19 protein-coding genes are annotated in these 19,232 nt (G+C 73.7%); 9 read left to right on the forward strand and 10 right to left on the reverse strand.

Features of this window, described 5'->3' with window-relative positions; all coding sequences use genetic code 11:
- Positions 1-53 precede the first annotated feature (53 nt).
- The 3 genes from ACH4ZA_RS05100 to ACH4ZA_RS05110 form a co-directional block, all read right to left on the reverse strand.
- Complete coding sequence (locus ACH4ZA_RS05100) at positions 54-476, reverse strand: acyl-CoA thioesterase (RefSeq protein WP_319280767.1); 423 nt, start codon at positions 474-476, stop codon at positions 54-56.
- Between the two features lie 104 nt (positions 477-580).
- Positions 581-1,216, reverse strand: coding sequence for a hypothetical protein (locus ACH4ZA_RS05105; RefSeq protein WP_319280771.1), 636 nt, complete (start codon positions 1,214-1,216; stop codon positions 581-583).
- Positions 1,217-1,372: 156 nt separating this feature from the next.
- Positions 1,373-2,581, reverse strand: coding sequence for a pyridoxal phosphate-dependent aminotransferase (locus tag ACH4ZA_RS05110; RefSeq protein WP_398428070.1), 1,209 nt, complete (start codon positions 2,579-2,581; stop codon positions 1,373-1,375).
- A gap of 86 nt (positions 2,582-2,667) precedes the next feature.
- Here ACH4ZA_RS05110 and ACH4ZA_RS05115 point away from each other — a divergent pair, with 86 nt between their 5' ends.
- Positions 2,668-3,336 (forward strand): winged helix-turn-helix transcriptional regulator, encoded by a 669-nt coding sequence (locus ACH4ZA_RS05115; RefSeq protein WP_398428071.1) that lies wholly within the window; start codon positions 2,668-2,670, stop codon positions 3,334-3,336.
- A 55-nt stretch (positions 3,337-3,391) separates the two neighbouring features.
- Here ACH4ZA_RS05115 and ACH4ZA_RS05120 read toward each other — a convergent pair whose 3' ends face one another.
- The 3 genes from ACH4ZA_RS05120 to ACH4ZA_RS05130 are packed head-to-tail and all read right to left on the reverse strand — an operon-like array spanning position 3,392 to position 7,063.
- A complete protein-coding gene (locus ACH4ZA_RS05120; RefSeq protein ID WP_398428072.1) occupies positions 3,392-4,219 on the reverse strand; it encodes a hypothetical protein in 828 nt (275 codons plus the stop codon).
- A complete protein-coding gene (locus ACH4ZA_RS05125; protein ID WP_319280778.1) occupies positions 4,219-5,481 on the reverse strand; it encodes a VWA domain-containing protein in 1,263 nt (420 codons plus the stop codon). The genes ACH4ZA_RS05120 and ACH4ZA_RS05125 overlap by 1 nt, the downstream gene beginning before the upstream one ends.
- A gap of 43 nt (positions 5,482-5,524) precedes the next feature.
- A complete protein-coding gene (locus ACH4ZA_RS05130; RefSeq protein WP_319280781.1) occupies positions 5,525-7,063 on the reverse strand; it encodes an IucA/IucC family siderophore biosynthesis protein in 1,539 nt (512 codons plus the stop codon).
- Between the two features lie 103 nt (positions 7,064-7,166).
- On the opposite strand from ACH4ZA_RS05130, the gene ACH4ZA_RS05135 reads away from it, so the two are divergent.
- From ACH4ZA_RS05135 to ACH4ZA_RS05145, 3 genes are read left to right on the forward strand one after another with little or no spacing between them, the layout of a single operon-like run.
- Positions 7,167-8,798: an IucA/IucC family protein gene (locus ACH4ZA_RS05135; protein ID WP_398428075.1), complete on the forward strand. Its 1,632-nt coding sequence runs from the start codon at positions 7,167-7,169 to the stop codon at positions 8,796-8,798.
- 20 nt (positions 8,799-8,818) lie between these two features.
- Positions 8,819-9,733: a HipA family kinase gene (locus ACH4ZA_RS05140; RefSeq protein ID WP_398428077.1), complete on the forward strand. Its 915-nt coding sequence runs from the start codon at positions 8,819-8,821 to the stop codon at positions 9,731-9,733.
- A complete protein-coding gene (locus ACH4ZA_RS05145; RefSeq protein WP_319280787.1) occupies positions 9,730-10,014 on the forward strand; it encodes a SelT/SelW/SelH family protein in 285 nt (94 codons plus the stop codon). Before ACH4ZA_RS05140 ends, ACH4ZA_RS05145 begins: the two co-directional genes overlap by 4 nt.
- Here the strand turns inward: ACH4ZA_RS05145 and aceB are convergent.
- Both aceB and ACH4ZA_RS05155 read right to left on the reverse strand, forming a co-directional pair.
- Positions 10,004-11,629 (reverse strand): malate synthase A, encoded by a 1,626-nt coding sequence (gene aceB / locus ACH4ZA_RS05150; RefSeq protein WP_398428078.1) that lies wholly within the window; start codon positions 11,627-11,629, stop codon positions 10,004-10,006. The two genes, ACH4ZA_RS05145 and aceB, sit on opposite strands and share 11 nt — an antisense overlap.
- A gap of 183 nt (positions 11,630-11,812) precedes the next feature.
- Positions 11,813-12,463, reverse strand: coding sequence for an NTP transferase domain-containing protein (locus tag ACH4ZA_RS05155; RefSeq protein ID WP_398428080.1), 651 nt, complete (start codon positions 12,461-12,463; stop codon positions 11,813-11,815).
- Positions 12,464-12,655: 192 nt separating this feature from the next.
- Between ACH4ZA_RS05155 and ACH4ZA_RS05160 the strand changes: the two genes are divergently transcribed.
- Positions 12,656-12,970 (forward strand): DUF5955 family protein, encoded by a 315-nt coding sequence (locus ACH4ZA_RS05160; protein ID WP_319280793.1) that lies wholly within the window; start codon positions 12,656-12,658, stop codon positions 12,968-12,970.
- A 36-nt stretch (positions 12,971-13,006) separates the two neighbouring features.
- Here ACH4ZA_RS05160 and ACH4ZA_RS05165 read toward each other — a convergent pair whose 3' ends face one another.
- Positions 13,007-13,807 (reverse strand): IclR family transcriptional regulator, encoded by an 801-nt coding sequence (locus tag ACH4ZA_RS05165; protein ID WP_319280796.1) that lies wholly within the window; start codon positions 13,805-13,807, stop codon positions 13,007-13,009.
- Positions 13,808-14,084: 277 nt separating this feature from the next.
- On the opposite strand from ACH4ZA_RS05165, the gene allB reads away from it, so the two are divergent.
- Together allB and alc are read left to right on the forward strand one after the other, a co-directional pair.
- The gene (gene allB / locus ACH4ZA_RS05170) at positions 14,085-15,422 is read left to right on the forward strand and encodes an allantoinase AllB (protein WP_398428081.1); all 1,338 of its coding nucleotides are present in this window, start codon (positions 14,085-14,087) and stop codon (positions 15,420-15,422) included.
- 91 nt (positions 15,423-15,513) lie between these two features.
- Positions 15,514-16,629, forward strand: coding sequence for an allantoicase (gene alc, locus ACH4ZA_RS05175; protein ID WP_319280800.1), 1,116 nt, complete (start codon positions 15,514-15,516; stop codon positions 16,627-16,629).
- A 57-nt stretch (positions 16,630-16,686) separates the two neighbouring features.
- Here the strand turns inward: alc and ACH4ZA_RS05180 are convergent, their stop codons facing one another.
- Positions 16,687-16,887 (reverse strand): hypothetical protein, encoded by a 201-nt coding sequence (locus ACH4ZA_RS05180; protein WP_319280802.1) that lies wholly within the window; start codon positions 16,885-16,887, stop codon positions 16,687-16,689.
- A 202-nt stretch (positions 16,888-17,089) separates the two neighbouring features.
- Here ACH4ZA_RS05180 and ACH4ZA_RS05185 point away from each other — a divergent pair, with 202 nt between their 5' ends.
- Both ACH4ZA_RS05185 and ACH4ZA_RS05190 read left to right on the forward strand, forming a co-directional pair.
- On the forward strand, positions 17,090-18,340 hold the full coding sequence (locus tag ACH4ZA_RS05185; RefSeq protein WP_319280804.1) for a histidine kinase: 1,251 nt from the start codon (positions 17,090-17,092) through the stop codon (positions 18,338-18,340).
- Between the two features lie 49 nt (positions 18,341-18,389).
- On the forward strand, positions 18,390-19,085 hold the full coding sequence (locus tag ACH4ZA_RS05190) for a response regulator transcription factor (protein ID WP_319280806.1): 696 nt from the start codon (positions 18,390-18,392) through the stop codon (positions 19,083-19,085).
- The last annotated feature ends 147 nt before the right edge of the window (positions 19,086-19,232 follow it).

Here is a 19,232-nt window from a genome sequence, read left to right on the forward strand (position 1 = left end):
GGAGGCCGGCGGGGACCGTGGGAGACCGGGGGAGACCACGGGGGGCGCGGACCCTAGAGTCCGAACAGGGCCGGTTCGGTGGCCAGTTCCTTGAAGTAGTCCTGCGGGTTCGCGACCATCCGGCGCTTCTTCAGGTCCAGCAGGCCGCCGACCGCGCTCAGTTCGGCGGCGACCGTGCCGTCCGCCCGGGTGATGGTCTGCTCGATGCGGAACGTCTTGCCGCCGCCCCACTCGAAGACGCAGGACACGTCGACCTCGTCCCCGGCGAGCAGTTCGCGCCGGTAGCGGATGGTGGTCTCCAGGGCGACCGGGCCCACGCCCCTGCCGATCAGGCCGGCCTGGCTGACGCCCGCCGCCTGCAGCAACGACCAGCGAGCGTGTTCCGCGTAGTTGATGTACACGCTCTGGTTGAGGTGTCCCTGCACGTCGGTCTCGTATCCGCGGACGGTGACCCGGACGGAAAACGGCTCGCTCACTGCTTCCCCTTCTCGTCGACGAGCACGCGATGCCCTGTTCATCGGTGCCGTGTTCATCGGTGCACCGACCACCGATGCACCGGGAACCGATCTTGGCATGCACCTCACACCCGGCGGGGGGAAGCCAGCAGATACCGCGCTCTCGTCCGGGGATCGGTGTGCTCGCCGACCTGCCAGCCAGTCTCTTCCAGCGTCGCCGCGCACGCGCTCAGCGTCGCGCCGTCCGGCCCGTGCACCGCGACCGCGTCCGGCTGCGGGGTGGCCCGCACCCGGTAGCCGTCCGTTCCCCCGGGGCCGGCGGGGCGGTGTCCGGCCGCTTCCAGGGCCAGCGCGGCCGCGCGCACCAGGTGCGCGCGCTCCCAGCCGCAGGGGCGGTCCGTGCCGCCGTCCGTGTTGGTCATGCGGCGCAGCTCCAGCAGGCCCTGCCAGGCGCTGTGCACCTCACGGACCCGGGCGGGGCCCGCCGGCCCGGCCGCCTCCTCGCCGCCGACGCGTGCGGCGAACACCTCCGTGCCGCCGTCCGCCTTCGGCGGGACTGCTGCCGGCGGTTCGGGCACGGCCTCGCGGACGCGGTGGCCCGCCGGGGTGAGGAAGTGGTCGTGCGGCGGCCGCGGGTGCCGGAACGCCAGCCCGTGCCGCACCAGGGCCGTCAGCTGCGCCGGCGTGCCCCGCAGCCGCCCGGTGACCGGTTCGGCGGCGTCGATCACCCGCCGCTGGGCAGCGGTCGGCGGTCGCGTCACGGTCTGCTCCCTCCCGGCGACGGGCCGGGCCCCGGTGGGCCCACTGCGTCTCCTCGCGTCGTCCTCACGTCGTCCCTCGTGCGTCCGAGGCTACGACGCGGGTCTGACATTCACGGCGGCGATCGCCGGCCGCCCCTGCTCCCGCTCGCGCCGCCGCTACTGCCGGTATCCGCCCAGGAAGCGTCCGATCCGGCCGATGGCGGCCTCCAGGTCGTCCGCGTGGGGGAGGGTGAGGATGCGGAAGTGGTCGGGGGTCGGCCAGTTGAAGCCGGTGCCCTGGACGACCTGGATCTTCTCCCGCAGCAGCAGGTCCAGGACGAACTTCTCGTCGTCGTGGATCTTGTGCACCTTGGGGTCGAGGCGGGGGAACGCGTACAGCGACCCCTTCGGCTTCACGCAGGACACGCCGGGGATCTCGTTGAGCTTCTCCCAGGCCACGGTGCGCTGCTCGTGCAGCCGGCCGCCGGGCGCGGTGAGCTCGTGGATGGACTGGCGGCCGCCGAGCGCGGCCTGGATGGCGTACTGGGCGGGCGCGTTGGCGCACAGCCGCATGGACGCCAGCATGGTCAGGCCTTCCAGATAGTTCCTGGCGTGCTGTTTCGGGCCGGTGACCACCAGCCAGCCCGACCGGAAGCCGGCCACCCGGTAGGTCTTCGACAGGCCGCAGAAGGTCAGCACGACCAGATCGGGGGCGAGCGCGGCGACCGAGTGGTGCACGGCGTCGTCGTACAGGATCTGATCGTAGATCTCGTCGGCGAAGACCATCAGGCCGTGCCGGCGGGCGAGGTCGAGGATGCCCTCGATGATCTCCTTCGGGTAGACCGCGCCGGTGGGGTTGTTGGGGTTGATGATGACGACGGCCTTGGTGCGCGCGGTGATCTTCGACGCCATGTCGTCCAGGTCCGGGTACCAGTCGGCCTGCTCGTCGCAGAGGTAGTGGACCGCCTTGCCGCCGGCGAGGGTGGTGACGGCCGTCCAGAGGGGGAAGTCGGGGGCCGGGATGAGGATCTCGTCGCCGTCCTCGACCAGCGCCTGCACGGCCATGGAGATCAGTTCGGAGATGCCGTTGCCGAGGAAGACGTCGTCGACGCCGACCTCCAGGCCCAGGCTCTGGTAGCGCCCCGCCACCGCGCGGCGGGCCGACAGGACGCCGCGCGAGTCGGTGTAGCCGTGCGCCTGCGGGAGCATCCGGATCATGTCCTGGAGGATCTCCTCCGGCGCCTCGAACCCGAAGAGCGCGGGGTTGCCGGTGTTCAGGCGCAGGACGCTGTGGCCGGCCGCCTCGAGTGCGTCGGCGTGCTCGATCACCGGGCCGCGGATCTCGTAACAGACCTCGCTCAACTTGTTCGACTGCCGGAACTCCATGCGCGCTCGCCCCTCCGGTTGGTGTGTTGCTTGGTTTTACCAAGTCCCCGCTTGGAAAGTCCAACGACATGTCTAGACTGCGTGCCATGTCACCTCGCCGAAGCTACGACCAGTACTGCTCCGCCGCGCGCGCCCTCGACGTCGTCGGCGACCGCTGGACCCTGCTGATCGTCCGGGAGCTGCTCGCCGGCCCGCGCCGTTACACGGACCTGCACGCCGACCTGCCGGGTGTCAGCACGGACGTACTCGCCTCACGGCTGAAGGACATGGAGCGGGACGGGCTGACCACCCGGCGAAGACTGCCCCCGCCGGGAGCGGTGTACGTCTACGAAATCACCGGCCGCGGAGCTGAGTTGCTGCCCGTGCTGCAGGCCCTCGGGGCCTGGGGGGAGGGTGAGCTCGGCGAGCGGCGGCCCACGGACGCCCTGCGCGCCCACTGGTTCGCGCTGCCGCTGCTGCGCGGCCTGCGCCGCGCCGGGGTGGACGAGGGGCTGGTCGAAGTACGCCTGGAGGAAGGCGCGTTCCACCTCCACGTCGGGGACGGGCCCGGGCCGGTCTACGGCGACGGCCGTGCCCCCCGTGAGCCCGACGCCCTGCTCACCCTGGACGCGGACGCCGCCGCGGCCGTCGCCCGGGGGGATTCGGGCGTGCTGGACGCCGTGCGCGCCGGCCGGATCGAGGTGGCAGGCGACGGCCCGCCGGCCAAGGCGCTGCGGGCGGCACGAGACGGCATGAGACGGCATGAGACGGCATGAGACGGCATGAGAAAGAGCCCACCGCGCCGTGCGGTGGGCCCTTCCCGAAGAGGCGTCAGGCGCCCGGGGGCACCTGACGCGGTCGTCCCGAGCCGCGGGTCAGCGTGTATCCGCCGATCCCGGCGAGGGCGGCGAGCACCGCGCCGACGGCGGTCCACACCCACCGGTCGGACCACCAGCCGGACGCCCAGCCGTCGTCCGGCTCGATGCTCGACAGCACGGCCGAGGCCGAGGAATCGTCCTTCTTCGCCTCGGAGGTGACCGCGATGCCCGGAACGAGCGGCTTCGCCAGCGAACCGTCGACGGCCGCGGCGCCGCCGACGTCCTTGGAGTCCACCCGCAGCTGCGCGCCGACCGGCAGGCCCAGGTCGGCCGTCGCCAGCTCGAGGACCGTCAGCCGGACGTAGTACGTGCCCGGCAGCGGGTCGCCGTCCCACGGCTCCGACCAGGCGCGCACCGTGCGCAGCACGCAGGCCAGTTCGACGGAGCCCGCGCCCGCCGCGGCGGTGCGCGTCTGCGCGCCGTACTGGCAGGCCTGACGGCGTCGCAGACCGTCGTACACGTCGATCTGCCAGGTCTGCGCCGCATGGGTCCCGGGCAGCTTCACCGTCGCCTTGACGGTGGGGCGCTGACCGGTGTCCGCCGGGAACGACCAGTACAGGTAGTCGCCCGCGGAGCCGTTCGCCGTCGCCGTCTGCCCCTGTTCGATCTCCGTCGCCGTACGGAACGAGGTGCCCGCCTCGGTCGGCGCGGAAGAGCCGCCGGACGGACTCGCCGACGGCGTGGAGTCGGCCGCGGCCGGTGCGGCCGCGGGGCCGAGCGCCAGCCCCGCCAGCGGCCCGAGCACCAGCGCCACGCTGCTCAGCACACGTGTGATCCGCATCAGTTGGTCCTCCAGACCGCGATCCGCCAGCGAGAGGCCCAGCCCCACAGCACACCCGCGAGGAAGCCCACCAGCACCAGGACGCCCAGCAGCCACCAGCCCCGGCCGAGGCCGAAGGCGGCCACGTCGCTCGCCTGCGACGGGCCGTCGACCACGTCCACGGTCAGTTCCAGCGGCATGCCCGGCGTGCTCTTCACACCGGCCGCCGCCGAGTAGGAGTGGGTCACCTGGACGCACACCGTCTCGGCCGGAGCGTCGTCCTCGTCGCTCTCCGCCTTCGGGTAGCGCAGACCCGTCGAGACGACGTCGGTCCGGCCGATGCCCGCGGCCTCGCCGCGCACGATCTCCCGGCCGTGCACGGTGACCGCCCGCAGCAGCACCCCGTAGTCGGGGTTCACGGCCCGGTCCGCCGACACGCTCACCGAGGCGCGCAGTTCCTGCCCCGGCTCGACGTCGACCCGGTACCAGCGCTCCTGGCCGAACTCCTCGCGGTCGGTGTACAGACCCGACTTCAGCGTGGGCGCCTTGGCACAGGAGGCCGCGCCCTCGGCGGCCACCGGAGTGACCACCGGGTCCGCGGCCCGGTCGACCAACTGGTTCACCCGGTCGGTGAGTTCGTCGGTGTGCTCCACGGAGGTGTAGGTGCCGCCGGTCGCCTCCGCGATGCAGCTGAGCTGCCGGCGCATCTTGACGTTCGGCACCAGACCGAGCGTGTCGATGGTCAGGCCGATGCCCTTGGCCGCGATCTCGCGGGCGACCTCGCACGGGTCGAGCGGAGGACAGGTGTCCTCGCCGTCGCTGATCAGCACGATGCGCTTGGAGCCGGTGCCGCCCTCGAGGTCGTCGGCGGCCTTCAGCAGGGCGGGACCGATCGGCGTCCAGCCGGTCGGCGACAGCGTCGCCACCGCCGTCTTCGCCTCGGTCCGGTCCAGCGGGCCGACCGGGTAGAGCTGCGCGGTGTCCTTGCAGCCCGTCTTGCGGTCGTCGCCCGGGTAGTTGGCGCCGAGGGTGCGGATGCCGAGAAGGACGTTCTCCGGGGTCGCGTCCAGCACCTCGTTGAACGCCTGCTTGGCCGCGGCCATCCGCGTCCCGCCGTCCATGTCCTTCGTCCGCATCGAACCGCTGACGTCGAGGACCAGGTCGACCTTGGGTGCGGCGGCGGTGGTCTCGTCGGCTGTCGCCCCGGCCGGGAACGCGATCCCGGCCGCGAGCGCGGCGAGCAGGGCGCAGACGCCCGCCGCCAGCCGTTGTGTTCTGATCATCGGCGGATCCTATTGATCGGAGGCGGCCCGCCACAAAGCGGGGTCAGTCCGCCTGCCCCCGCAACGGGTTGGGCAGTTCGGCCCACCGGTCCCCGGGCGCCCCCGGTGACAGCCGCATCAGCGTCAGAGCCTTCGCGGGCAGCGGTTCCCCGCACAGCGCCACGAGGTCGGGGGTGCGCGGCAGATCCCGTACCGCGCTCTCCAGGGCCGCGCCCAGCGCCCGGCCGCTTCCGGCCGTCCCCGCCAGCGCGCCCGCCACCAGCGAGCCGAACAGCTTGCGGCGCAGCACCGTCACGTCGTCCGTGACGATCCGTGCGGGCAGGCCGTCGGGCAGCGGGACGCCGTGCCGGGCCAGCCGCGCCGGACTGACCCGGATGTCGGCCAGGTCGCGGTAGACCAGCCGCAGCGGCTCGCCCGACGGCGACAGCACCACCAGCAGGTTCTGGCCGTGCGCCTCCAACGCCACGCCCAGCTCCAGCATGCGCAGGCCGACGGTGAGGCCGAGCCGCGCCAGGCGGCCCAACCAAGCGCTGTCGCGCGGCAGTTCGGTGCCGGCCAGGGCGGCCACCGGGACGACGTGCTCGCCCGGCCCCCCGTACACCCGCGGCGACTCGCGCAGCACGGCCGCCAGGTCCGGCGAGCAGGCGGTCGCGGCGCCCAGCGTCCGGGTCATGTGCAGCAGACCGTGCGCGTGCGGCTCCAGAGTCTCCGCGAACGCCGACAGGACCGCGGAAGCGGCCACCGAGCCGACGGAGATGTCCCGCACCGAGGAGGTCAGCCGGGTGCTCAACGCGGTCTTCACGTGCAGGCCGTCGGCCAGGGCGAGCGTGCGCAGCGACATCAGCGGATGCGCCGCCATCCCCTCCCGGCCGGTCCGGTGGAGCACATGCGCCGCCTGCCACGGATGCACCGGGATCAACAGCCGCCCGCCGTCGCGCAGTCGCTGCGGCCACTCGCCCGACACCAGACAGTCGGCGGCGGGCGCGGGCAGCAGCTCCAGCCGCACCGGCGGCCGGTGCTCGGGACCGTACGCCAGCTGCTCGGCCACCGAGAAGCCCGGCCGCGCACGGCAGTTGGGGTGATAAGGGTGCCCGTCGACGACCCGCTGCTCCCACTCCCAGTCCTGCTCCGGCCACTCCTTCGGGTCCCTCAGGCAGGCGTCGCCGGGGTCCTGGCCGGCCCGGGACAACGCCAACGACGCCACGCTGTGGCCGAGTTCGGCGGCGAAGCCCGCTCCGTGCGGGACCGCCAGCTCCGCCAGCAGCCGGGCGGGGTCGTCGTACGCCGTGCCGTCCAGGAGCAGCTCCGTCACACCGGGGGCGGTCGTGTACGGGTCCGCGGGCGGGCCGAGCAGACGGCGGCCGTCCCGCAGCCGCAGCAGCAGCCCCTCCCGGCCCCGCGGACCGCACCCCTCGCGGCCGGCCACCCAGGGCAGCGGCTCGTGGGCGAGCGCCCGCCACAGCCGGGTCAGCACGGCCGCCCGCGCCCCGGGCAGCGAGGCCGCGAACCGCGGGCCGAGATCGGGACGTACGGCGGCCAGTTCTTCGGCCAGGTCGGTCTCGACGCTGAGGGGACGGTGCACGGGGGAGCTCCTGGGGGTACGGGTACGGCGTCGCGGACGGCTCGTGACGACAGCGATACTTGATCGTCTCCGCCCAGCAGAACCGTAGGGAACCAGGGAACCAGTGGATCGCGTGGACCTCATCCCCCCGCCCCCCGGGGCGACGCCGCCCCCGCGGCCGCCTGCCGACGACGCCGCGGCACCGGCGTCATCGGGCGGGACGCCGTCGCCCGGCGACGGCGTCGCCGGGCGGGCCGACGCGTACGCCGCCGCGCCGCTGCTGAACTGCCTGCTGCGGGAGCTCGCCGAGCCGCTGCCCCGCCCGTCGGACGACGACGGCCTGCGGGTCCACCGGCTGCCCGGCGGCCGTCTGCTGCGCGTGCGCGGCGACCGCCGCCCGGCCGGACCCCAGGTGTACGAGGCCGGCGCCTGGCGCACGCTGGACCACCGCGGGCTCGTCGCCCTGACCGCCGAGGCGCTGCGGCTGCGCACCGGAGTGGACAACCCCGACCTGCCCGTCGAGATGACCGACAGCAGGGACGTGGTGGCGGCGCTGCTCCCGGCCCGCGCGCGTGCCACCCCGCCGGCCGGCCCCTACCTGCGCTCCGAGCAGTCCCTCGTCACCGGCCACCCCCACCATCCTGCCCCCAAGGCGCGCGGCGGCGGGTCCGCGGCGGGATGGCTGCCGTACGCCCCCGAGGCGCACGCCCGCTTCCCGCTCGTCCTGCTGGGGCTGCGCGAGGACGCCGTCGTCGAGGAGGGCGACACCGGCGCGCTGGACGCCCTCGGCGAGGCCCCGCCCGGGTACCGGCTGCTGCCCGCCCATCCCTGGCAGCTCGACCTCGCGGCCCGGGAGCTCGCGCCCGCCTTCGCCGACGGCCGCCTGCTCCGGCTGGGCACGACCGCCTTCGACGCCTGGCCGACCGCCGCCGTGCGCACGGTGTACGCACCCGAGCGGGACCTGTGTCTGAAGTTCAGCCTGGACGTGCGCATCACCAACGACATCCGCCGGCTGTGGCGCCACGACCTGCTGAGACTGCGCCGGACCGACGCGGCGGCGGCCCGGGCCCTCGCGGCCTTCGACGGCCCGGCGGCCTGGCTGAGCGACCGCGGCTACCGCACCGCCGCCTTCGCCTTCGAGGCGCTCGCCGTCCTGGTCCGCGACGGGCTGGACGCCGCGGTGCTGCCCGGCGCGACCCCGCTGCTCGCCGCGGGCCTCGTCGAGGGCTTCGACGGCAGCCCCCTGACGGCCACGAGAGACCCGGCGAGGTGGTGGGAGGCGTACCTGTCGGCCGTCGTCCCGCCGGCCCTGGAGGCGTTCGCCGGCCACGGCGTCGTCCTCGAGGCGCATCTGCAGAACACGCTCGTCGCCGTCGACGCCGACGGCATCCCGGTGCAGGCCCTGTTCCGGGACGCCGAGGGAGTCAAGCTCCTGCCGGACGTGGAGCGGGCGGCCGGCTGGGAGCGGCTGGTGTACTGCCTGGTGGTGAACCACCTGTGCGAGGTCGCCGCGGCCCTCGTCGCACACCACCGGGGATTCGACCCGTGGCCCGCGGCACGCCGCGCACTGACCCGCCGCGACCTCCCCGAGACGGCGGCCCTGCTCACCGCGCCCACCCTGCCCGGCAAGACGAACCTGCTGCTGCGCTGGACGGGCGCGGACGGCGCGGACGCCCGTTATCTGCCGCTGCCCAACCCGCTGGCAGTTGCGCCGGCCGATCCGCCGGCCGTCGACTCCGACGCCCGCCGCACATGATCTGAACTACGCTGACCGGTGTGCTGCGCGAAGTGAGGGCCGTCCGCTACGTGAACCCGCTGAGGTCGGGCGGCTCTGTGCCCGGGGTCGTGGAGGCCGACGACCTCGGCGTCTACGTGGTGAAGTTCACCGGCTCCGCGCAGGGCCGCAAGGCGCTGGTCGCCGAGGTGATCGTCGGCGAACTGGCGCGCGCGCTCGGACTGCGCTTCCCCGAGCTGGTCCTGGTGCACTTCGACCCGGCGCTCGGGGCGCACGAACCGCACCAGGAGGTGCGCGACCTCCTCGACGCCAGCCACGGCGTCAACCTAGGCATGGATTTGCTGCCGGGAGCGAAGGACTTCACCCCGCAGGTCGCCGAGTCCTTCGCCGTGGACCCGCTGGAGGCCGGCCGGATCGTCTGGCTCGACGCCCTGACCGTCAACGTCGACCGGACGGTCCACAGTTCCAACCTGATGGTGTGGCCGACGTCCGGGACCGTGCCGCCGCGGCTGTGGCTGATCGACCACGGGGCCGCCCTCGTCTTCCACCACCGCTGGGACGCGTCCGCGCCGGAGCGGGCCTACGACTTCCGCCACCACGCCCTCGGCCACTACGCCCCCGACACCCGCGCGGCCGACGCCGAACTCGCCCCCCGGGTCACCGAGGAGCTGCTGCGCACGGTCGTGGCGGAGGTCCCGGACGCCTGGCTGGACGGCGAGGCGGGCTTCGCGACGCCGGACGCCGTCCGGGAGGCGTACGTGCGCTATCTGTACGCGCGCGTGAAGGCCTCGGCGGCCTGGCTGCCCACCGGCTTCCCCACCCGGGAGGAGCGCGCCGCCGAGGAGGCCCGGCGCGCGGAGAAGACCCGTCAGGGCCGCCCGAGTTGGCTCAAACAGGTCCCCGACCTGCACGGCGAGCCGGCGGCGGAACAGGATTGGTCGGTGCACCTCGGATGAGTCACGCCGTGGAGATCGAGTACTGCACCCAGTGCCGCTGGCTGCCCCGCGCGGCCTGGCTGGCGCAGGAGTTGCTGACCACCTTCGAGGTGGAGCTCGCGCAGCTGTCGCTGAAGCCGGGCACGGGCGGCGTGTTCGTCGTCCGGGTCGACGGCGAGGTCGTCTGGGACCGCCGTGCGCAGGGCTTCCCGGAGCCCACGGCGGTGAAGCGGCTGGTGCGCGACCGAGTGGCCCCGGGACGGACCCTGGGCCACTCGGACCGTCCCGAGGTCAGCCCCTGAGCTGCTCGTAGGCCGGCAGGGTGAGGAAATCCGCGTAGTCCTCGTCGAGGGCGACCGTCAGCAGCAGGTCGTGCGCCTGCTGCCAGTGACCGGCCGCGAACGCCTCCTCGCCGATCTCGTCGCGGATCGCGGCGAGTTCCCCGGCGGCGACCTTGCGGGCCAGCTCGGGCGTGGCCTTCTCGCCGTTCTCGAACTCCACCCCGGCGTTGATCCACTGCCAGATCTGCGAGCGGGAGATCTCGGCGGTCGCGGCGTCCTCCATGAGGTTGAAGATGGCGACCGCGCCCAGGCCGCGCAGCCACGCCTCGATGTAACGGATGCCCACCTGCACGGCGTTGACCAGCCCCGGGTAGGTGGGCCTGGCGTCGAGCGAGTCGACGGCGATGAGGTCGGCGGCCTCGACGCGGACGTCCTCGCGCAGCCGGTGCTTCTGGTTCGGCCGGTCGCCGAGGACCCTGTCGAAGGACTCCATGGCGATCGGCACCAGGTCCGGGTGGGCCACCCACGAGCCGTCGAACCCGTCGTTCGCCTCGCGGTCCTTGTCGGCCTTGACCTTCTCGAAGGCGACCTTGTTGACCTCGGCGTCGCGACGGGAGGGGATGAACGCGGCCATGCCGCCGATGGCGTGCGCGCCGCGCCGGTGGCAGGTGCGCACGAGCAGTTCGGTGTAGGCGCGCATGAACGGGGCGGTCATCGTCACGGCGTTGCGGTCCGGCAGGACGAATTTGGGCCCGCCGTCACGGAAGTTCTTGACGATCGAGAACAGGTAGTCCCAGCGGCCCGCGTTCAGCCCCGAGGCGTGGTCGCGCAGTTCGTAGAGGATCTCCTCCATCTCGTACGCGGCCGTGATCGTCTCGATGAGCACGGTGGCGCGGACGGTGCCCTGCGGGATGCCGACGTGGTCCTGGGCGAAGACGAACACGTCGTTCCACAGGCGGGCCTCCAGGTGCGACTCCGTCTTCGGGAGGTAGAAGTACGGGCCCTTGCCGAGGTCGAGGAGACGCCGGGCGTTGTGGAAGAAGTACAGGCCGAAGTCGACGAGGGCGCCGGGCACGGAGCGGCCGTCGGCGTCGACGAGGTGACGCTCGTCGAGGTGCCAGCCGCGCGGCCGCATCACGACGGTGGCGAGCTCGCCGTTCTCCTTCAGCGCGTACGACTTGCCGGAGACCGGGTCGGTGAAGTCGATGGCGCGCGTGTAGGCGTCGGCCAGGTTGACCTGACCGAGGACGACGTTCTCCCAGGTCGGCGCGGAGGCGTCCTCGAAGTCGGCGAGCCAGACCCGGGCCCCGGAGTTCAGGGCGTTGATCGTCATCTTGCGGTCGGTGGGGCCGGTGATCTCGACCCGGCGGTCGTCCAGGGCCGCGGGGGCGGGCGCCACCCGCCAGGAGTCGTCGGCACGGATCGCGGCGGTCTCCGGGAGGAAGTCGAGGGTGCACGTGCGGGCGATCTCGGCGCGGCGCTCCGTGCGGCGGGCGAGGAGCTCGTCGCGGCGCGGTGTGAACCGCCGGTGCAGTTCGGCCACGAAGGCGAGCGCCGGCTCGGTGAGGACCTCCTCCTGCCGCGGCAGGGGCTCGGCGTCGACGATGGCCAGCGGGGACGGCGCTGGTGCGGACATGAGCGGTCACTTCCTTCAGCGGTGGCACCGGGTGCCAGTCGAACCGGGTACGGCGGGCGAGGCGCCGGACGGGCCAAGCCCTTCTGAACAGTGGATACTAGTTTCCTCATCGTGGAAGTTCAATGGTTTGTTGACGTCGAGAGTCTTCCTGTCGAGGCAACGTGGCGCTCGGTGCCAGGGGGCTCACTCAAGGTGGGCGAGATCGTCCGGGGTGTCGATGTCGAACGGCCGGGCCACGTCACCGCACTCGACGAGGGTGAGCGCCTCCCGGTGCGCGCTCAGATAGGCGCGCGCCCCCCGGTCGCCGGTCGCGGCCGCGGCGACGCCCGTCCAGTGGCGGGAGCCGAGCAGGACCGGATGGCCGCGCTCGCCGTCGTAGGCGGCCGACACGAGCGAGGACTCGCCCTCGTAGGCCGCGAGCACCCGCGCCACCGCCTGCGGACCGATGCCGGGCTGGTCGACGAGGAGGACCAGCGCCCCGCGCGCGCCGGCCGCCGGAGCGCCTGCGGGGGAGGCCGGACGGGGCAGCGAGGCGAGGCCGGCGCGCAGTGACGTGCCCATCCCCTGGGCCCAGTCGGGGTTGTCCACCAGCACGCACCCGTCGAGCCGGGCTTGTTCGCGTACGGCGTCGGCGCCGGCTCCGAGCACCACGTGCACGCGCGTGCAGCCCGCCGAGCGCAGCGTGCGCACCACATGCTCCACGAGAGGGCGCCCCCGGTGTTCGAGCAGGGCCTTGGGCCGCCCTCCGAGCCTTCGTCCCCCACCCGCCGCGAGGACCAGGCCGAAGACCTGGTCCCCGGCGTCGCTCGTGCTCCCGTGTTCCGTGTGCGTCATGCGTCCTGCATACCTGACGCGGCGTCGGACACATGGTCTCCGGAGGCTGAATTTCGGTCCGCGCTGTGGCGCACCCGGCAGGGGGTGGCGTTTACTGGCCCGCGCGTCCCCCGGCGCACGACCGGCGCCACGGGGAGGCGGGGGCGGGAAGGCGCGTACTCGTGCCCGGCGGGGTGCGAGGGGGGGAGAGCTGTGTTGCGGAGCTTGGGGCAAAGGGCAGTGACCGGCAGCGACGAGGATCCGAGGGTGACGGAACTGCGGGCGGCGGTGTCCCGGCTCCGCCGCGAACTCGCCGCGCATCCGGCGGAGTTCCCCGACCGGGTCATCGCCGAGGACGAACTCGCCGCGCTCGCCGCGATGGCGGCCCACGGCACCCCCGAGGTTGTGCGGTTACGCCGTTCCCTGCTGCTGATCGCCGGCGCCATCGGCTCGGTGAGCGCGCTGGCCCGCGGCCTGGCCGACGTGCGCTGTGCCGTGGAACGCTTCGGGCGGAGCCCGCGCGGCTGAACCGCGGCCGCAGCGCCCGGTGCGGCGTGGCGTGGGTCAGCCGATCGCGGCGCCGGAGTCGGCCAGGGCCCGCGACAGTTCGGCCGCCACCTGCTGGAGCACCGGCACGATCCTCTCGGTCGCCTCCTCCGTGACGCGGCCCGCGGGGCCGGAGATGGAGACGGCCGCGGCGGTGGGGGAGTCGGGCACGGACACCGCCAGGCAGCGCACGCCGATCTCCTGTTCGTTGTCGTCGACGGCGAATCCGGCCCGCCGGACGTCCGCCAGCGCTGCCAGGAAGCCCTCCGGCGTGGTGATCGTCCTGTTCGTGGCGGCGGGCATGCCGGTGCGGGCGAGCAGGGCGCGCACCTCGCCGTCGGGGAAGCCCGCCAGCAGGGCCTTGCCGACGCCGGTGCTGTGCGGCAGGACCCGGCGTCCGACCTCGGTGAACATCCGCATCGAGTGCTTGGACGGCACCTGCGCCACGTACACGATCTCGTCGCCGTCGAGCAGTGCCATGTTCGCCGTCTCGCCGGTCTCCTCGACGAGACGGGCCAGATAGGGCCGGGCCCAGGTGCCCAGCAGCCGGGAGGCCGACTCGCCGAGCCGGATCAGCCGGGGGCCCAGCGCGTAGCGGCGGTTGGACTGCTGACGCACGTAGCCGCAGGCCACCAGGGTGCGCATGAGGCGGTGGATGGTGGGCAGCGGCAGCCCGCTGCTCGCGGACAGCTCGCTCAGGCCGACCTCGCCTCCCGCGTCCGCCATCCGCTCGAGCAGATCGAAGGCGCGCTCGAGTGACTGGACCCCTCCGCCTGCGGACCTGGCGGAGTCGGTGGTGCTGGCGCTCGACGTCGGCACGGCGCGTCCTTTCGCTACGGGCGGGCGGGGCTGAAGCCTACCCGTCGGTCGGTTGACTCCCGGCTTGTGCGTAGCTACGTTCTGCTGCATGGAATTGTCATTCCGCTTTGTGGAAACATCCAGGAGGGGTGGCGGCGGGTGCACTGTGGGGGAGTGCGCCCTTGACGGCGCGGAGGCGGGAGTGAAGACTCCTTCAACAGAACGTTGAATTCCGTTACGTGAAAGTTTCCGAGCGTTTCTGACAGTTGACCGGAGTGCACGGAAGAGAGGGGTCCGGGTGTCCGAGGCCGAACTGGTGCTGCGCTCGACGCGCGTCGTCACTCCCGACGGGACGCGCCCCGCGGCGGTCGCGGTGGCGGGCGGCGCGATCACGGCCGTCCTGCCGTACGACGCCCCCGTCCCCGAGGGGGCCCGCCTGGAGGACTTCGGCGACGACGTCCTGCTGCCCGGCCTGGTCGACACGCATGTGCACGTCAACGATCCCGGCCGCACCCACTGGGAGGGCTTCTGGACCGCCACCCGCGCGGCGGCGGCCGGCGGCATCACCACCCTCGTCGACATGCCCCTGAACTCCCTGCCGCCGACCACGACGGTCGGACACCTGCGCGTCAAGCGGGAGGTCGCCGCGGACAAGGCGCACATCGACGTCGGCTTCTGGGGCGGCGCCCTGCCCGACAACGTCAAGGACCTGCGGCCGCTGCACGACCGCGGAGTCTTCGGCTTCAAGGCGTTCCTCTCCCCGTCGGGCGTGGACGAGTTCCCGCACCTCGACCAGGACGGCCTGGCCCGCTCCCTGGCCGAGATCGCCGGCTTCGACGGCCTGCTGATCGTGCACGCGGAGGACCCGCACCACCTGGACGCGGCCCCGCAGCAGGGCGGTCCCCGGTACGCCGACTTCCTCGCGAGCCGGCCGCGCGGCGCCGAGGACACCGCCGTCGCGCACCTCGTCGACCAGGCCCGGCGGCTCGACGCGCGCGTGCACGTCCTGCACCTCTCCTCCAGCGACGCGCTCCCGCTGATCGCCGCCGCCAAGGCCGACGGCGTCCGGATCACCGTCGAGACCTGCCCGCACTATCTGACCCTGACCGCCGAGGAAGTGCCGGACGGGGCAAGCGAGTTCAAGTGCTGCCCGCCCATCCGTGAGTCCGCCAACCAGGACCTGCTCTGGCAGGCCCTCGCCGACGGCACGATCGACTGCGTGGTCACCGACCACTCGCCGTCCACGGCCGACCTGAAGACCGACGACTTCGCGACCGCGTGGGGCGGCATCTCCGGACTGCAGCTCAGCCTCCCGGCGGTCTGGACCGAGGCGCGCCGACGGGGGCACGGCATCGAGGACGTCGTGAGGTGGATGTCCACGCGCACGGCCGCCCTCGTGGGCCTCGACCGCAAGGGCGCGATCGAGGCGGGCCGCGACGCCGACTTCGCCGTCCTCGCCCCCGACGAGACCTTCACCGTCGACCCGGCGGCCCTCCAGCACCGCAACCGCGTCACGGCGTACGCCGGGAGAACCCTCCACGGCGTCGTGAAGTCCACCTGGCTGCGCGGCGAACGCATCGTCGCCGGCGGCGAGTTCACCGAACCGAAGGGCCGGCTGCTCACCCGCAGCCCCTGACGCCGGCGCGGCAGGACGCCCGCTCCCGCACCGCGACCCCCGCACCCGCGACCCCGCGGCGGCCGACTCCCGAAAGGCAGATCTGATCACCGTGACGGCGACGACCAGTTTCACCGGCGACGCGAACCCCTACGGAGGCGGCGACCCGTACGCGGACTACCGCACCGCCGCCTTCCCCTTCAGCCGGTACGTCGACCTGGCCGACCGGCGGCTCGGCGGCGCGGTCGTCGCCGCCAACGACGAGTTCTTCGCCCAGCGCGAGAACCTTCTGCTGCCCGGGCGGGCCGAGTTCGACCCGGAGCACTTCGGGCACAAGGGCAAGATCATGGACGGCTGGGAGACCCGCCGCCGCCGCGGCGCCTCCGCCGAACACCCCTGGCCCACCGACGACGACCACGACTGGGCGCTCGTCCGTCTCGGCGCACCCGGCGTGATCCGGGGCATCGTCGTCGACACGGCCCACTTCCGCGGCAACTACCCGCAGGCGGTGTCGGTCGAGGGCGCGTCCGTGGCGGGCTCGCCGTCGCCGGAGGAGCTCCTCGGGGACGACGTGAAGTGGTCGACGCTGGTCCCGCGCACGCCGGTCGGCGGCCACGCGGCGAACGGCTTCGCCGTGGCGACCGAGCAGCGCTTCACGCACCTGCGGGTCAACCAGCATCCCGACGGCGGCATCGCCCGCCTGCGCGTGTACGGCGAGGTCGTCCCCGACCCCGGATGGCTGGCGGTGCTGGGCGCGTTCGACGTGGTCGCCCTGGAGAACGGCGGCCGGGTCGAGGACGCCTCCGACCTCTTCTACTCGCCGGCCTCCCACACCATCCAGCCGGGCCGCTCCCGCAAGATGGACGACGGCTGGGAGACCCGCCGCCGCCGCGACCGGGGCCACGACTGGATCCGCTACCGGCTGGCCGCCCAGGCGCGGATCCGCGCGCTGGAGATCGACACCGCGTACCTCAAGGGCAACAGCGCGGGCTGGGCCTCGGTGTCGGTCAAGGACGGCGACGACGGCGCATGGACGGAGATCCTGCCGCGCACCCGCCTGCAGCCCGACGCCAACCACCGCTTCGTCCTGCCCGAACCCGCGGTCGGGACGCACGCGCGCGTGGACATCTATCCGGACGGCGGCATCTCCCGTCTGCGCCTGTTCGGTTCGCTGACGGAGGAGGGCGCGAGCCGCCTCACGGCCCGCCACCAGGAGCTGGGCGGCTGACCGGGCCGTCCTCGCGGGAACCCGCGGAGCCGCAGGGCCGCCGCCGGGGACGCCCGGTCAGCCGGATCCCCGGCTCTCCCCTGCGGCGAACAGCGCGAACGCCAGCACGAGCAGCGCGACGCTCGCGTACACCTCGTGGCCGTCGAGGAAGCCGATCCGCTGCACGAGGCCCACATGCCAGCGGGCGAACTCGTGCAGCAGCCCGAGGACGCCCTGCACCAGGGCGAAGAATCCGAGCAGACCCAGCAGTTCCTTCATGTCCCCGACCCTCGCCCCGCGGATCCCGCCCACGCCATCGGCCGCGGGACGGCGCCCGCGCGACGGAAGGCGCAGCACCGGCCGGCCGCCGCCGCCGAAAGGAGGCGGCGGCGCGACTTAGGTCGACCGTCGTCGTCCATCGGTGGGCGATCGCCGTCGGCGGGGAGGTCACCGGGCCTCTTCCTGCGTAGATTCTCGGTCCATGAGGGCAGACGAGGGCAGCGCGCCGGCACCCGGTTTCACGGGCCCCCGGTGGCTGTGGCCGTCGGCGGTGGTCGCCGAGCTCGACCCGGACGCCGAGGGCCGCGGACCACGGCACCGGCGCACCGCACGCGACTGGATCGTCGACTTCTCCTGCTTCCTCCTGGCCGTCCTCGTCGGCCTGGCGGTCGTGGACTCGATGCCGGGCGAGCGCGAGCTGCCGCCCGCCGTCGCGGTGGCGGACCAGCTGCTGGGCGCCCTCGCCTGCGCGGCGGTGTGGCTGCGCCGCCGGTGGCCGCTCGCCCTGTCCGTCGTGCTGGTCCCGCTCGGAATCCTGTCGACCTCCTCGTCCGGCGCGCTCGTCGTCGCCCTCTTCACGCTCGCCGTGCACCGGCCGTTCCGGTACGCGGCCTGGGTGGGCGGCGTCGAGCTCGCGCTGACCCCGCTGGTCGTGCTGGTGCGTCCGGACCCGGACCTGGCGTACACGCCGTCGGTGGTGTGGAGCGTGCTGATCACCGTCACGATTCTCGGCTGGGGCATGTTCGTACGGTCGAAGCGGCAGCTGGTGCTGAGCCTGCGCGACCGGGCGCAGCGCGCCGAGACGGAGGCCCGGCTGCGCGCCGAGCAGGCGCAGCGGCTGGCCCGCGAGGCCATCGCCCGGGAGATGCACGACGTGCTCGCCCATCGGCTCACGCTGCTCAGCGTGCACGCGGGCGGACTGGAGTTCCGTCCCGACGCGTCCCGTGAGGAGATCGCCCGGGCGGCCGGCGTCATCCGGGAGAGCGCCCACGAGGCCCTCCAGGACCTGCGGGAGATCATCGGCGTCCTGCGGGCCGGGGAGCACGACGACGGGGGCCGGCCCCAGCCCACGCTCGCCGCGCTGGAGACGCTGGTCGCCGAGTCGCGCGAGGCGGGCATGAAGGTCGCCCTCGACCAGCGGGTCGCCGAGGCCGCCGCGGTCCCCGCCTCCGTCGGCCGCACCGCCTACCGCATCGTCCAGGAGGGGCTGACCAACGCCCGCAAGCACGCCCCCGGCGCGCAGGTCGCGGTCACCGTTTCCGGCGGCCCCGGCGAGGGCATCGCCGTGAGCGTGCGCAACCCCGCGCCGGAGGGCGACGTCCCGCCCGTCCCCGGTTCCGGCCAGGGCCTGATCGGCCTGACCGAACGGGCGACGCTGGCCGGGGGACGCCTGGAGCACGGTGCGCGCACCGACGGAGGCTTCGAGGTGCGGGCGCGGCTGCCGTGGGGGTGAATCGGCGCACCGCGCAACCCGCGGGCCCCCACCGTGATTTCGTGGGCCCATGACTGCGATCAGACTCCTCCTCGTCGACGACGATCCCCTGGTGCGAGCCGGTCTGACCTTCATGATGGGAGGCGCCGACGACATCGAGATCGTCGGTGAGGCCGCCGACGGCGGCGAGGCCGAGGAACTGGTGGAGCGCACCCGCCCCGACGTCGTCCTGATGGACATTCGGATGCCGGCGGTGGACGGACTGACCGCCACCGAACGGCTGCGGGCGCGCGAGGACGCCCCGCAGGTGGTCGTCCTCACCACCTTCCACGCCGACGAACAGGTGCTGCGGGCGCTGCGCGCGGGGGCCGCAGGATTCGTCCTCAAGGACACCCCGCCCGCCGAGATCCTCGACGCCGTGCGCAAGGTGGCGGCCGGCGACCCGGTCCTGTCGCCGACGGTCACCCGGCAGTTGATGGACCACGCGGCCGGCGCCGCCGCCGACACCCGGCGCGCCCACGCGCGCGTGCGGCTCGCGGCCCTCGGCGAACGCGAACGCGAGGTGGCCGTCGCCGTGGGCCGGGGGCTGTCCAACGCGGACATCGCCGCCGGGCTGTTCATGAGCGTGGCCACCGTCAAGGCGCACGTCTCGCGCATCCTCGCCCGGCTCGGGCTCAACAACCGTGTGCAGATCGCCCTGCTCGCCCACGAAGCGGACCTGCTGGACGACGGACCGGACACGGCGGGACGGGCGGGGATCGTCTAGTGCCGTGACCGGGCGAAGACTGCGGGCGGCGGATCCGGGGAGAGCGGATCGGGGCGGCGGATCCGGGGGAAGGGCCGGGCGGCGGATCCTGGAGCGGATCCGGACGGCGGCAGGACCCGCGGCCCTTCGCCGCGCAGGCCCGCCGTG

The sequence above is a fragment of the Streptomyces sp. NPDC020597 genome, assembly GCF_044335095.1.
Taxonomy (GTDB): Bacteria; Actinomycetota; Actinomycetes; order Streptomycetales; family Streptomycetaceae; genus Streptomyces.

Bases quoted from the DNA above. Each gene is read 5' to 3' on its own strand.
- ACH4ZA_RS05110 (WP_398428070.1), bottom strand. From the start codon at position 2,581: ATGGAGTTCCGGCAGTCGAACAAGTTGAGCGAGGTCTGTTACGAGATC.
- ACH4ZA_RS05115 (WP_398428071.1), top strand. From the start codon at position 2,668: ATGTCACCTCGCCGAAGCTACGACCAGTACTGCTCCGCCGCGCGCGCC.
- ACH4ZA_RS05120 (WP_398428072.1), bottom strand. From the start codon at position 4,219: ATGCGGATCACACGTGTGCTGAGCAGCGTGGCGCTGGTGCTCGGGCCG.
- ACH4ZA_RS05125 (WP_319280778.1), bottom strand. From the start codon at position 5,481: ATGATCAGAACACAACGGCTGGCGGCGGGCGTCTGCGCCCTGCTCGCC.
- ACH4ZA_RS05145 (WP_319280787.1), top strand. From the start codon at position 9,730: ATGAGTCACGCCGTGGAGATCGAGTACTGCACCCAGTGCCGCTGGCTG.
- aceB (WP_398428078.1), bottom strand. From the start codon at position 11,629: ATGTCCGCACCAGCGCCGTCCCCGCTGGCCATCGTCGACGCCGAGCCC.
- ACH4ZA_RS05155 (WP_398428080.1), bottom strand. From the start codon at position 12,463: ATGACGCACACGGAACACGGGAGCACGAGCGACGCCGGGGACCAGGTC.
- ACH4ZA_RS05180 (WP_319280802.1), bottom strand. From the start codon at position 16,887: ATGAAGGAACTGCTGGGTCTGCTCGGATTCTTCGCCCTGGTGCAGGGC.
- ACH4ZA_RS05185 (WP_319280804.1), top strand. From the start codon at position 17,090: ATGAGGGCAGACGAGGGCAGCGCGCCGGCACCCGGTTTCACGGGCCCC.
- ACH4ZA_RS05190 (WP_319280806.1), top strand. From the start codon at position 18,390: ATGACTGCGATCAGACTCCTCCTCGTCGACGACGATCCCCTGGTGCGA.